Genomic DNA, 13,085 nt, shown 5'->3' with positions numbered 1-13,085 from the left:
TTTGATGGGATGTTGGTGGTTATGGTTTGTATATGTGGGAGAAGTAAAAAAAATATTTTGAGAGCCAGGGACTGTATAGGGAATAAAAAAGAGGCTTAAGCCCCTTTTAGAATACAAAGTAAACTAGTCGATTATTGCTAGTTCGCTTTCGGTAGCTCTTGCTCTATGGAAGTGATAATAGTCATGGAATAGTTCGTTGAGTCTTTGATAGTGCTCTAATGCTGAGCCTGATGCCTGTTTGCCTTTTTCGTAGTAAAACCCGCAGAGATGGGACAGGGCGAACATTGTGGCGCACCTGCTAAATTGATAATTAGATATTGTATATTCACGTCCCCAAGTATCATTAGCAACAACGATCCTGTCTTTTTCACCTTGGTATATTGCAATTAAACCAGATTCGTCATTTTCATTTTCAATGTAATATTCCCACTGACCACCATTATACTCTGGGTTGATTTTTCCTGCTGCATTAAAAAGAATGTTTTCTAGTAGCATTGCATCTGTTCCAAGTTCCTTGAATATATCTACTTTTCTCATTGTAATGCTCGCTTAATATGCGTTGGAGTTTGTTATTAAGTACTGAGTGCCGTTGAATTCGAAGGTACAAATCTCACCATTGATTTCTAAGTCACGTCCATAGCTTTGGTAGTCGAAGTACTGTTTAGCAATATCTGGAAGTTCCATTTCCTGTATTAAATCATGTGCATAATCTTCAATGGAGTCTGTTGTGATATGAATATCATCTATGTAGGCTAAAGCATCATTAGGATTTTTATGAAGGCAATCTATTAAGTACTGGAAAGCAGCAAGTTTCTCGCCGCTTTGGTATTGGATTTCATCTATGATCTCAAAATACTCTTCTACTGAACTGCATTTATCAAATAGCTCTTGTGAACCAGTATCCCCATCTATGTACTGTACTTCATGTTCAAAATCACCGCAGAAGTGTTCGATGAGGTCAATTTGCTTAGCTGCCTGTAGCTTTACCTCATACTCTTCAGATGAGCTGAAATAGAAGTAGGAGAGTTCTTGGTTGTATGGTACTGCACATAGAACCTCCATATCCCTTGTGTTGCATGGTTTGTTTAGTTTTTTAACTTGCATGACTTACCCTATCTGTACGACACATGTCAGTTATGTAAGGTAATGTCATGCTCAGAATTGTTCAATAATTGAACGATAAAGAATTTCTATTGTGTTTATGTTCAGGGGTAAGTGCCTCGTATAGATGTATATTCTTTATGTGGTTATTTTTACGAGATAAATTCCTCAATAATCTGATATATGCAGGAATATAAGTTTTTATAATTTTTTTTGAGGTACTGGCGCAAATTTTAGAGGTCTCCCGCCATATTACGAATGCAGAGAGAACAAACGTTCATAACTGCACATAGCGTCTAGGTCTTTCTGACCAGTCTAAAAAAGTAAAACTATATATTGGGAGTTCATCATGGGTAATTTCTTCGATATCGCTAAAACTGTAAACAATGTTCGTGTAAACAAAAAGGAGCTTACAATTCAGGATAAGCGCAATATTGCAAAGCCACATGTACAGGTAAAGGGTAATGATCTGTACGCTTGGGTCAAATATGGGGTTTTCATTCTGGAAGTAAATGAGCAAGGTGATAAGAAATATGTAGTTCCTGCTGATCAATTTACTGAGGATCAAGCAAGGGTTGCAATTCAAGAGCGTATTGATGACGGAACATTTGATACCAATATTGAACGTGCATTTCAAAAAACACGTGAAATCGCTGCAAATCGTAAAAAATAAGATTCAATAATTATAATTTTCAAAACTAATAGCCCTATTAATTTAGGGCTCTATATTATAGGGGTTCAATATGTCTAGTTTTACTATTATTTCAGCTGATGTTGATTATACAGATGATGTGCATGTATCAAAACTTGCAGGTGCATATAAAGACTTAAAAAATGGTATGTCACCAGATGATGTTCAATTTAAACATCTCATCAAATATTCCGAGCTTAGTTTTTTGATTTCACATCTGAATAGGGGGTCATTACTTTGTTATAAAAATGATGATGTTGAATATTGGTATGTTGATAAGGATACCAGTTCTTTGGCTATTTCTGCTTTTTTGCATGGATATGACATTGATACAGTACAGGAAGAATGTGAATTAAGCATTTGTGAAGTACTTTATCTTTATCATTTTGTTGAATTGGATCGGTTGCAAACATTTGGTACAGATGACCCTAAAGATTACGAAGAAATCGAAAATTTCCTTCAGTCAATTATGGACGCTGTAAAGTATATTTCAAAAAATGAAACTATGAGTAAAATTTATCAATTCTTAATGAAGAAGATGAAAGTTTGGAAGTAACTCATGTTGATGTTTTTGCAGAGGATTTTGATCCTTGTAAGTTTAAAGTATATATTCCAGGATCGGAGGAATAATTTAAGTATTATCACCAAATAGGGGGGGGCGTAGCCCCCTTTTTTGCGTTTATGGCTCAAAATTTTCAATCACCCATCCAGTTCTCAGGGTGACAATTCTCACAGACAGTCATTTCGCCTACAGTTGATAGAAAAAACTGAGGTGTCCAAGATTCACACCTGTCACATTTGTACTCTATTTCTAATGAATCCTCATTTTCACAAAATACACACCTAAAACCGCTATCAGATTCATCATCTTGTACTAACATACCTTTCTGATTGCATTCTGGACAGTCATAGCTTGTAAATTCGTATAGATGAGAGTCGATCATACGATCTTTAGGACTCACCCCTCGACATAGTTCACTATGTTTATCTATCTTACCTTTCAATAATATTTGTGCTTCCTTCAGATTCTGCTCATACTCATCTGAAAGGGTCTCAAATACTTCTTGACGATCCTCATTTAACGCCAAATCCATATCATATAGATCCATACAGTCTATAAATGGTGTGATTTCCCTTATCAAATAACCCAGTTTAAGCCTCACTTCTTTTGGGTTGAAAGAGAAATCAAAGTGTTCGATATCATTTCGTAAGTCTTTTATTGAATCTATACAGTCTTCAAGTTCTGAATCTAAAAATAAAACACCTGTTTTTGTGCATTTGTGGCATTTGTTGATTTCAACTGCATCAGATACCGTTATTGTGTGAGGACGACTGTTCTTAAGCAATTTATTGAATTCATACCCATTGGAAGCTAGTTTTTCATAAGCTTCTACAATATTAAGGTTATCTATACCATGTTCTGTTTTAAATTTACTTTTATTAAGATTTCTATATACATCGCTATAGACTAAGTGCGGAGTGTACTTCTGTACAGAATACTTGAGCGTAAGTTCAACAAAATGCGCCATATGTAAGATAGCGAACTTATGTGCTTTTATATCACCATTTTGTCCTTGTTCAAATTTCGATAATGACTCATTAAGACTATCAATTGCATTTTGAACAATTGTTAATTTGTATTCCATTAGTACACCAGACTCTGATTTGTTGGGTAGTATATCTAACTAGCTGGTCGTATTGAAGACGTGGAAATTAGTGGTGCATTGCGTGAATTGCTTATTTTCATTTTTTGTGTCAGCAGTGATCTTGTCACTGCGTTCTGTATGTATTTTTTTGCGGCAGCTACATCGTAAAGTTTCGTGCAGCACAAGCGGAAAATTCTACGGAACCTAACATCTCAGCGAAGCTACCTGACCCTGAACAATTACCTAGATATGTACATCCAACAAACAAATAAGAAATGGGAAGTGTGTTCTGCTGGGATGTGATCCCAAAGGGATTGCAGTCCGAAGGGCAAATACTAACGCTGTCGCTTCCAGTTCTTTGTTGTATTGGCCTCAGGTGTGGTGGGCATAACGAAGTGAGGGCAGAGGCCAATGGAGCAGTGAGCTGCGAGTGATTGATTACTGGAAGTAATACAAGAAGGAGTGGACGCAACGCTACTATTATGTAAGTAACTAGCGGCGGAAAAAGTGTTGCGTTTCTATGCCAATACTCCCCAGATCCTCATTTACGTAGGGCTATAGGCATTTAGGTATACATCCCAGCCAATCACATCCCAGCGGAAAATGGGTTGCTTTTCTATGCCAACACTCCAGCAAGCCACTAACTCCCAAGATCATTTTCTAACCAATAACCCTCATGAATTACTCGAGCATGAAAATTGTTTTAATAAACTACGCAACAAAAAAAGCGCATTATAAGCAACTTTTGTTGTTTTCTATTAAATACAATAGAACGCAACGGCAAAGCTAATCAGGGAGAGCAATAATGCAACGATTTACTACCAAGCTATACATCAACGCAGATGATACAGAAATTAATGGTCATACATACAGAAAGGATACAATCACAGGTTTTATTAATTTAACAATAGGAATAGATGGTGTTCCGTTATTAGATGAAACAACAACGCTCTATGTTAATACAACCACTGAATTAAAAAATGACAGGCTTAATACAATTCTAGGTGCTTGGTCTTATGGTTTTAAAGGAAGACTAAAAAGCACACAATTATTCTACAAATCACATTATGAAAATGTTGTTGTTGTTTCTGGAACAGTAACTAAAGACATTAATGGAGGTAAAGGTAAGAAAGCTATTGGTTGCTGGATGGCTGCATATGATAAGCAGATATTAGTATTTGAATTACATCTTGCAGATGGGAGTATTAGACGTGTAACACAAGATGATTTATTTGATACTAATTCACATAACCAAAAAGAATCAGATTTCTTAGAGTTCGTAGTTATTGATAATACATTAGATACCAACATTAGTATTCAAATGTCTAAGGCTAAAACAGATAAGAAGGTGACAGGTAGGTTTACTGATGATCATAGAGCAGAAATACTTGGTTACATGAAAAAAGGTGCAAAGGATTCACAACTAGCAAAACTATATGGAAAGAATAGAAGCACCATGAAAAGACTAAGAGATAAATTTAAGAAGGAAGGCAAGTTATAAATATGGCAATTACAGGAGGGGTTAAATGAAATGCAAGAAATTGAACGTCTTCGTCTAATGATATTTAAATTGAAAGAAAATGGAACACCACAACATAAGATAGATGAGCTTGTTCGTGGGTGGATAAGAGAAGTTAGAGAATTAGGGAGTACAAGAAATGATTGATGATATGGAAGAATTTTTTAAAAAGGCGAAAGATGATTTCATGAATAATAATGATGAACCTAAGATTGAGCGTTCTATAGGCTTTAATGTCCAGAAGAAGTCCCGTTCTAAGTTTCTCTTGGAGTCAATACAAGCTTTTAATAGACTTGAGAATCTCGGCTATATCACTTGGAGTTAAAAAAATGCATAAAAAACAGATCCCTAGAAATTATCTTTTCATTATTAAAACTGATAATCCAATCAAAACTCTAGATGAACTAACTATACCTATTGATTACAAGTTTCTGAAAGATATGTCTAAGAAAGAGCTTAATGAATTACTACGGAATGATTTAGTTAATGAAGTTCTACATGCAAAAATAAAAAATGCAGATCAAGTAATAGCTATCAGGTTTACTATAAGTGCAGATCCAAGAGATATGTTCCCAGAGCATCAGTTCAAACAAGAGCTGCATTATTCAGGTTATAGTGTAATCCGTACTATACCGTTATGGATGTCTGAAGATACTCCAAAATTTAAGATATCAACTGAAGCTGCAAAAGCTATTAAGAAAGATATTGATAGTACTAAAATTCAAATGCATGATCAGAAGATGTTAGATGTACAAGTACAACAAATGATGTCCCAGAACCCGATGTATCATAATATTAAAAGACGATGATGACGTTATCTGTATTCATGCATCTGTTTTCAATTCTCACGAAAGGGGTTTATTTACCCTTAGTCATTCTCTAAATCCCCTTACATAACATGCTATATCAGTATCAGTACTTTAAACCTCATCCATTCCAATCACCGCAGACACCTATCACAGCATCACCGCAGACACCCATCACCCCATCCCTGTATTTGCATCAATAAATACTGTATATAAATTGGCTTTATAGGGAGACATGGTATGGAAACAAAAGAGCTACGTAAACGAAAGAAGAACGTGCTTCTTAATACAAGTGAAAGGCAGGCAGTTAGAGAATTAGTAAATCATGGCTATATGAAGGTCGATATTGCAAAGAAATTTAATGTTTCAGTAAGCACTATTGACCGTATTGTACAGGAGGGAGGTGATTAATGTCTTTATCCAATTACCATACAAGTACTTCTGAAGATGTTTTGTTACCAAGTGGCGGAATCTGGTATACAGATGTTGATGTTGAATTTAAAACGATTGAACCATTAGTTTCAGTAAGAGCTTTAACGGCTAGAGATGAGCTAACACTTTCAAACCCTACAAAGCTATTGAATGGAACAGGGGTTTCTGAAGTAATCGAATCTTGTTGTCCTAACGTAAAAAATGCATGGGTATTATCAGCTGCTGATGCAGAAGCAATACTTTTAGCTATTCGATTAGCATCTAGGCAGAAAGATTACAATCTTAATGTTCAATGTCCGGAATGTGGGCAAGATGGACTTCATACAAGAGATATTCAGAATCTTGTAGATAGAATACTACCATTGACCATTGAAGATAAAGAGAAGTACAAGATTCCATTAAGTAGCGGTGTTGTTTTGCAGCTAAAGCCTAATACACTAAAAAGCTTAGCCTATGGATTCAAAAAGAAGATGGCATTGACCAGTCTTGCAGCGAATGAAGAGGTTCTTAACTCGTTGCCACCTGAAGAGGTGATGAAAAATATAAAAAACATAGGAAATGAATTGTGTCAAATGGAGTTAGAAATCATGTTTGACTCTATTGAGAACATAGAGTTGCCAGATGAAAGATTAACAAAAGTGTATGATGCTAAAGAAATAAAAAGTTTTTTGATGCAGTTACCATCTAGTGATACTAAAGCTATTAATAAGGCTTTAGAGCCATTAGCTGAGTTAGGTATTCCCAAGGTGTTAGAGCTTGCATGTCATAAATGCTCTTATGAGTGGGATCAAAAAGCAAACTTCTATAACCCTCAGGCTTTTTCATAGCTGGTTTGCTAGAAAGCCCAGAGCAAGCCAGCATATCGTTGAATGAGTTAGATGAAAGGGCAGGTGAAATTAAAAAAAATATTGATGATATGGTTATTCATCTTCCAAATGTATCACCAACTGAGGCGTGGGAAATGCCATTTCAGCAAAGGAAGACTCTTATTGAGTCCTACAACAAAAAAATAAAAAAAGAGAATGACTCGATGAATAAGTAAGGGAGTTATATGTCAGCACTAGTAAATGCGCTCGTAGATTTGTCTAAGTCACAAAATGATTTATTAGGTATACAAGAACAAATATTAAATGAGATGAGACTAGTTACTGGTAACTCATCTAGGTCTTCTAATACTTCAAAAGGTATAAAGAATAGAATTAATTCTACTAACTCGAATCAAACATTCGATTTTACTTCTTTGTCAGAAACTGTTGGTGACTTTATGAGTTTCAATAACTCAAATGCTATCCCTGATTTAGCTAATGGACTGGGTTCTGTGATAGGGCAGTTCGGTCCGATGGGCACAGCATTTGAGTTAATCATTCAAACTGGTACTGAACTTTATAAGTACATGAATGAACAGCTTCAGCAGTATATCAATGTCAATGAGGCTGGATTGAGAGCAGAAGGTGGTATGTTGGGATTATCTAAGGCAGCAGCTCGTAGTCGTATGGACTTAGATGACTTCAGTTCAGTACTAATACAGAACTCTGAATATCTAGCAGGTTTTGGCAGTACTGCCCCTATGGTTCTTGGCGACTTGATGAGTTCATTCCGTGAAATGGAGCTTACTAATGGTCAGTTAAATATCCAGAACAAAGAACTTGCACAGACAGTAGTAGATTACATGAGTACCCAGAAGACATATGGTTTGTGGGACGCCATGACAAAAGCTCAGCAAAGACAGGGACTCCGCGAGTACATCGAAGAGCTTAATGAAATGTCCCAAGTACTAGGTAAATCCCGACGAGAGTTATCGGAAGGATTACGTGTAGCTTCTGAAAAGCTTGACGGTATGGGGACAGTTCAAGCTCTGATCAATAAAGGGTATGCCGAAGCACAAGCTCAAGCTATTACCAATGCTATAAATGCAGGTCTAGATGTTTTTGGTGAACAAGCAGATTTTCTACAACAAATGATACATAAACGTATTAGGGGGAAGGCACTATCGGATAGTGAACGTCAGATAGCTGCTGTAAGTGGTCTGATGTCTGTAATTAATGATGTTGCAGGCCAAGCACAGCAGGGTCTAATAGAAGGTGCTGAAGGGGCAAAAATTGTTCAGGATTTGGTACAAAAAGCATCCACTGAAACACAGATGAGGCTTACTCAAGCAGAGTTTGTTTTGGGTGAACAAGCTAATGTTCTTACAAGGTTTCACGCTGCTGTTAGAAGGAGTAATAAACAGGTACAAACAGCACAAGAATTGTCAGATGAATTTTGGGATACAGCAATATCCAGTATGAATAATTATTTCAGTGGGTTTATCTCAGAGCTTACCGTTTTCGGAATCGAAGGGGTTAACAGTATTAAGTTTTTCGTCGATAACTGGGATTTTGTTTGGGAAGATATGCTCAACTGGGTTAGATCGAATTTCACAAAAGACAATCTAGTTAAATGGGGCGGTATGTTACTATCGAGTTTACTAGATTCAGTAAGTAACACATTGTCGATGTCATGGGGTATGTTGTTAGACGCATTAGGGGGAATTATAGAGTTAACTGGTGCTGCTGCTGTTGGTTTGTTTGGTGATAAATTTGGTGCTGAGATTGAGAATATCTACAAAGGTATTGCTGATTCTTTATATGAGTTTTCAGATTTTCTACCAGAATTGTTTGATAAGATGAGGTCTAAGATTCCAGAGTGGTTAGGCGGGCTTAGTGATGAAGAATTTAATAAGAGACAACAAGAACGACGTAAAGCGAGAGAGGAAGAGAATAAGAGACAGCTAGAAATGGATAAAACTTATTCAAGTCGAAGATCATCATATGAAACACAATCTGAAGCAATAAAATATAATTTACGTAGCGCATTTCTAGATGATGAGAAACAATTGCCGCCAGTTCCTAAATCACAGATTGCTCCAGCACTGAATGAATATCGTGATCAATTTTCTTTCAATAAGCCAGTTGTTAAAAGTAAATCCGAAAGTGCTGCTTTACTACCTAATGATGCAATAACAAATAAACTAGATGATCTTATTAATATTACGAAACAAGGTGTTAGTACAAATAATAAACTCCTCAAGTTGCAAAAAGGGAAAGTATTCATTAATGATATTCCAAATTTATAGGAGTGGAAAATGAAAAATGCTGCAAAGGGCTTTAATCCTGTACTTTTAGATACAGAGCTTAAAAGTGATTCTAATATAATATTCAGCTCTCAAAATAATCATAATGTTAATCTGTATGATTATTTTGAACCTTACAGAAATCCATTGTTAGGATTACATAACTCTACTTGGACTGCCAAATTATACATGATGTCAGCTAGTGGTTTTAGGCAGTTTCAAAGAGACCCAAAGCAAGATGTTCCGGAGGTTGTAATTGCTGAAAGTGGTGTTACAAGCTCCTTTGAAATAAAAAATATTGAAATTAAATCAGTTGCTCCAGGTACACCAAGGACAAAAAATTCCAGTGTTCAACTAGTTGATATTGAAATTTATGAGCCGTATGGAAGAACCTTGCTTGATCGGTTGGATAATGCAGCTTTTTCACTTGGGATACAAACGTTAAGTAAAATCCCATTATTGCTAGACATTGGTTATAAAGGATATGACCCTATAACAAATAAACCAGTAGACTTAGGTGCATACGGAAGAACTTATAGGATACAAGTGCAAAATATTGATATTGACCCTGAAGGTGGTGCAGGTACAACATATACTTTTAAATGTACTTTTATGAACTTTCTACATGATCCAGATACTTGGTTTCTAGGTGAGCAGGTAGAATTTACATCTAAAAATACAGTTCAAGATTTTGCTAATGAGTTAGAGAGTGTAATTAATTCTATTGATGAGGCTCAGTTCAAAGATAGAGTTCAAACAGGAAATGGTGAAGTACAACCTGAGAGTTATCGAAAAATTATTGTTCAGCCATCAATTGGAAACCTTAAAGTTCAGAGCAAGAAAGGTACTTCGAACACTACTTGGTCTTTCGCTCCTGATTTTAGTATAGGTAAAATATTTGATTTAGTAATGGATCAAGTAATATCAGATGATGGTGTCTACAAAAGGCAGTTTATACAGGTTGTACCTGTATATGATTATGCTGGTTATGATCCAGTTAGAAAAACACCCATTTACCTGATTACGTATTATGTAATTCAATACAGTACGGCTGATAGTACAAGCCTACAGCAATTGAATATACCTGAAAGTAATTCTTTATCTGCTTTGCGTACGATACAAAATGCAGCATTAAAAAGTACTGACGGTAGATTAGGTATAAAGTCCTATGAGTATACATTTACAGGACTCAATAATGAGATACTTGATTTGAGTGCTAATTATAATGATTTGTACTCATATGTTTCTGAGAGAAACATCGAAAGTCGTTTAGATAAGAATAACAGAGATGGTTTTTACGTGTCCGACGCTCAGCCTGCCGATCCAGTGTTAGTTACATCTAATGGTAATCCGAAAAATCTTTACAACTACAATCCAAGTAGTATTGATACAGTTAATTCGTCTACTCAGAATATTAGAGATTTTAGTTCTTTTCAAAGAAATACAAGTTCTATCCAGATTCCAATTAGTTATGGAGAGACTGAAACAGCAATAGGCACAAAAAATAATAATGATAGTTTAGCTTCAGCAATAAAAAGAGTAGAGAGAAGTAATTATTATAATGGGCTACACCTACAAACTATTTCACTGTCCGTTGTTGGTGATCCGTATTGGCTAATTGGTTCAGAAGAAGAGTTTAAAGGAGAGCTTATTGATATTATTAATGAACGGAAAAGATCATTAGTGGATGGGACTACATTACAAATGGACTCCTTACGTCATGAGCCGTACTTTTTATTAAGATTCATTGACTCAGCAGTACCTGATACTGAGACTGGTCTTGCATATCCTACAGGCCAAGAAGTACAGAACCTTTTCAGGGTAGAAACTGTAGTTCACACTTTTGATGAAGATGGATTCACACAGGATATTACTGGGGTTCTGATTACCAGAACCCTCTAGTAATTTTCAGATTATTTCAACAGATCTGTTGTTTATAGCTCATAAACTGATTTGAGCTGTATAATTAGCTTGTTGATGATCATCTTTTGGGAATCATCCAGATTGTACCTCGTACGAGACATATAAAACTCTATCTCCTCAACCTGTTCTTCCCATGACATCCGTTTCATAGATGTGCCATTCTTTACTGAGTTCTCACGTTGTACCATAAGCTGTATGTTGTCTGGATGTATTGCATTTGAACCATGCTCTTTTATTGTTTTAGCATGTTCGAAAGCAAATAGCGACTTTCCACCAAATACATCATTTATTGATGTTTTAATTCTGTCAATTTCATCATATCGCCATTTAGCAAATGAATCTAATGAGTCATATGTCTCACGCTCTATAATATCTCTATTAATACTATCAGTTTCAATGTCAGTATCATCTACTACAATATGAGGGATGATCATTTTACAGATTTCAATAAAATCTGTGTCTATTTGAAACTCAATGTACTTGCCATGAATTCTTTTCAACTTTGGGTGATCAATGAATGCATGACTAATAGACTTAAAGAAATCAGCGTCTCCATAAAATCCAAGCCCAGCGTTTCCCCAGAACTCTATGCCGTATAGACCTGATTTCCTATAGAATCTATAGGACTCATAGTGTTTAGCATTTGACTGCCCTTTAAAGGTCAGGATTTTATTTAGACCTGACTCTTCAGCCGCCATTGCGAGAAAATCACGTTGTTCCTCTTTTGTCATGTTTTCCATAAACACTTTAATTCCTGAGGATCATTCTGTGTGTTTTAATTATTTTAGGTTCGCATCTATAATTTCACGAATCTCGTTTAAATGAGACTCAGTAAACATTTCATAACCCTTTGGAGCACTATTATTTAGAACAAGGTTCTTTATTACTCTTAACTTGTACTTAATCGACTCTTCACTACGATTCAGTTTAATTTTATGAATATTGGCATAGCTAAATTCATATACTTTTACGTACTCAACTACTGCCTGTACTTCTTCTTTTGTCCATTTAGTATTATTCATTAAATTCCTAGTACTCAAATAGTTATAGGTATTGTTTGATGTATCCTAAAAATCATCACCATTTAAACATAGTGTGATACGATCAGCTGTTTCGTTGTACTGCTCTATTGCACCATCTACTATTGATGGAATCCAAGTAACAACACCATTATCTTTGAAGCTTCCTGCACCAAGTGAGCCTGAGTTGGCTTGGTTAAAATTCAGCCGATCAAACTTGAACTTCAAACTACTTCCATCAATTTTCGCTGTCACATTATGCTTCAAATTATATGTGAGGTTCATTAGACCAAATGAGTCTTTCGCAACTCTTGTAGTCTGCTCAACCCCCATTGCCATAGACTCTGATGATGCAGTAAGAGCACCTTTAGCTTGTTCAGTGTTTGAGTCGTTTAACTTATATACATTGCCAGTTAAAGCACCCCTAGAGTACTGCGTACCACTGAAAGACACATCACTAGCTGAAATGTTCGAGGCGATACATACACCAAGGTCTGCTTTAGGCTGTACTTTTCTGCTTGTGCGGTAAGAAGTCATAATGCCATCTTTACCGTATATCCCTGTGTAACCAACTCCTTCAGGAGCTTCTTTAGCTTCAAAGGAACCTGTAGCACATCCAGCTAAAATTGTGGAAGCAATAAATGGAATAATCACTTTTTTCATTAATGCGTACCTTATTTTATAATTTCAAATCAATTTGATCGTAGTAAGCAGTGATTGACTATTATTTGTACATGTACTGACAAAAGTTATGAAATATTATGTTTATAAATTATTAGCACTAGAAATGTTATCAATAGGTAAATAAAGATTTAATAGGTACTTGTACGCAAATT

The 13,085-nt window shown here is 35.7% G+C and carries 17 protein-coding genes; 11 read left to right on the top strand and 6 right to left on the bottom strand.

Annotation, left to right across the window (positions count from 1 at the left end; all coding sequences use genetic code 11):
• Nucleotides 1–123: 123 nt before the first annotated feature.
• Complete coding sequence (locus tag MJO57_RS16115; RefSeq protein WP_252026837.1) at nt 124–537, bottom strand: hypothetical protein; 414 nt, start codon at nt 535–537, stop codon at nt 124–126.
• A gap of 12 nt (nt 538–549) precedes the next feature.
• On the bottom strand, nt 550–1,104 hold the full coding sequence (locus tag MJO57_RS16110) for an antirestriction protein ArdA (RefSeq protein ID WP_252026835.1): 555 nt from the start codon (nt 1,102–1,104) through the stop codon (nt 550–552).
• Between the two features lie 346 nt (nt 1,105–1,450).
• On the opposite strand from MJO57_RS16110, the gene MJO57_RS16105 reads away from it, so the two are divergent.
• Both MJO57_RS16105 and MJO57_RS16100 read left to right on the top strand, forming a co-directional pair.
• Nucleotides 1,451–1,774, top strand: coding sequence for a hypothetical protein (locus tag MJO57_RS16105; protein ID WP_252026833.1), 324 nt, complete (start codon nt 1,451–1,453; stop codon nt 1,772–1,774).
• A gap of 70 nt (nt 1,775–1,844) precedes the next feature.
• The gene (locus MJO57_RS16100; protein WP_252026831.1) at nt 1,845–2,348 is read left to right on the top strand and encodes a hypothetical protein; all 504 of its coding nucleotides are present in this window, start codon (nt 1,845–1,847) and stop codon (nt 2,346–2,348) included.
• Nucleotides 2,349–2,487: 139 nt separating this feature from the next.
• Here the strand turns inward: MJO57_RS16100 and MJO57_RS16095 are convergent, their stop codons facing one another.
• Nucleotides 2,488–3,438 (bottom strand): hypothetical protein, encoded by a 951-nt coding sequence (locus MJO57_RS16095; RefSeq protein ID WP_252026829.1) that lies wholly within the window; start codon nt 3,436–3,438, stop codon nt 2,488–2,490.
• Between the two features lie 805 nt (nt 3,439–4,243).
• Between MJO57_RS16095 and MJO57_RS16090 the strand changes: the two genes are divergently transcribed.
• From MJO57_RS16090 to MJO57_RS16055, 9 genes are all read left to right on the top strand, one after another.
• On the top strand, nt 4,244–4,939 hold the full coding sequence (locus tag MJO57_RS16090; RefSeq protein ID WP_252026827.1) for a helix-turn-helix domain-containing protein: 696 nt from the start codon (nt 4,244–4,246) through the stop codon (nt 4,937–4,939).
• A 30-nt stretch (nt 4,940–4,969) separates the two neighbouring features.
• Entirely contained in the window at nt 4,970–5,104 is a 135-nt protein-coding gene (locus MJO57_RS32800) for a hypothetical protein (protein ID WP_256493310.1), read from the top strand.
• Nucleotides 5,097–5,282: a hypothetical protein gene (locus MJO57_RS16085; protein WP_252026825.1), complete on the top strand. Its 186-nt coding sequence runs from the start codon at nt 5,097–5,099 to the stop codon at nt 5,280–5,282. Before MJO57_RS32800 ends, MJO57_RS16085 begins: the two co-directional genes overlap by 8 nt.
• 4 nt (nt 5,283–5,286) lie before the next feature.
• Complete coding sequence (locus MJO57_RS16080; RefSeq protein WP_252026823.1) at nt 5,287–5,766, top strand: hypothetical protein; 480 nt, start codon at nt 5,287–5,289, stop codon at nt 5,764–5,766.
• Between the two features lie 237 nt (nt 5,767–6,003).
• Entirely contained in the window at nt 6,004–6,174 is a 171-nt protein-coding gene (locus tag MJO57_RS16075; protein ID WP_252026821.1) for a helix-turn-helix domain-containing protein, read from the top strand.
• A complete protein-coding gene (locus MJO57_RS16070) occupies nt 6,174–7,022 on the top strand; it encodes a hypothetical protein (protein WP_252026819.1) in 849 nt (282 codons plus the stop codon). The genes MJO57_RS16075 and MJO57_RS16070 overlap by 1 nt, the downstream gene beginning before the upstream one ends.
• Before the next feature lie 38 nt (nt 7,023–7,060).
• Nucleotides 7,061–7,237, top strand: a complete 177-nt coding sequence (locus MJO57_RS16065) for a hypothetical protein (RefSeq protein WP_252026818.1) — start codon at nt 7,061–7,063, stop codon at nt 7,235–7,237.
• 9 nt (nt 7,238–7,246) lie between these two features.
• On the top strand, nt 7,247–9,310 hold the full coding sequence (locus MJO57_RS16060) for a hypothetical protein (protein ID WP_252026816.1): 2,064 nt from the start codon (nt 7,247–7,249) through the stop codon (nt 9,308–9,310).
• Between the two features lie 9 nt (nt 9,311–9,319).
• Entirely contained in the window at nt 9,320–11,209 is a 1,890-nt protein-coding gene (locus MJO57_RS16055) for a hypothetical protein (protein WP_252026814.1), read from the top strand.
• A 32-nt stretch (nt 11,210–11,241) separates the two neighbouring features.
• Here MJO57_RS16055 and MJO57_RS16050 read toward each other — a convergent pair whose 3' ends face one another.
• Genes MJO57_RS16050 through MJO57_RS16040 form a run of 3 tightly spaced genes read right to left on the bottom strand, consistent with a single transcriptional unit; the run spans nt 11,242 to nt 12,912 of the window.
• Nucleotides 11,242–11,970, bottom strand: a complete 729-nt coding sequence (locus MJO57_RS16050; protein ID WP_252026812.1) for a hypothetical protein — start codon at nt 11,968–11,970, stop codon at nt 11,242–11,244.
• Between the two features lie 39 nt (nt 11,971–12,009).
• Complete coding sequence (locus tag MJO57_RS16045; RefSeq protein ID WP_252026810.1) at nt 12,010–12,252, bottom strand: hypothetical protein; 243 nt, start codon at nt 12,250–12,252, stop codon at nt 12,010–12,012.
• Nucleotides 12,253–12,297: 45 nt separating this feature from the next.
• Nucleotides 12,298–12,912, bottom strand: a complete 615-nt coding sequence (locus MJO57_RS16040; protein ID WP_252026808.1) for a hypothetical protein — start codon at nt 12,910–12,912, stop codon at nt 12,298–12,300.
• Nucleotides 12,913–13,085: the final 173 nt, after the last annotated feature.

This window comes from Endozoicomonas sp. SCSIO W0465 (genome assembly GCF_023716865.1).
In the GTDB taxonomy this organism is placed as follows: domain Bacteria; phylum Pseudomonadota; class Gammaproteobacteria; order Pseudomonadales; family Endozoicomonadaceae; genus Endozoicomonas.
Note: the sequence above shows the minus strand (reverse complement) of the source record. Positions and strands in the feature narration are given on the sequence as shown.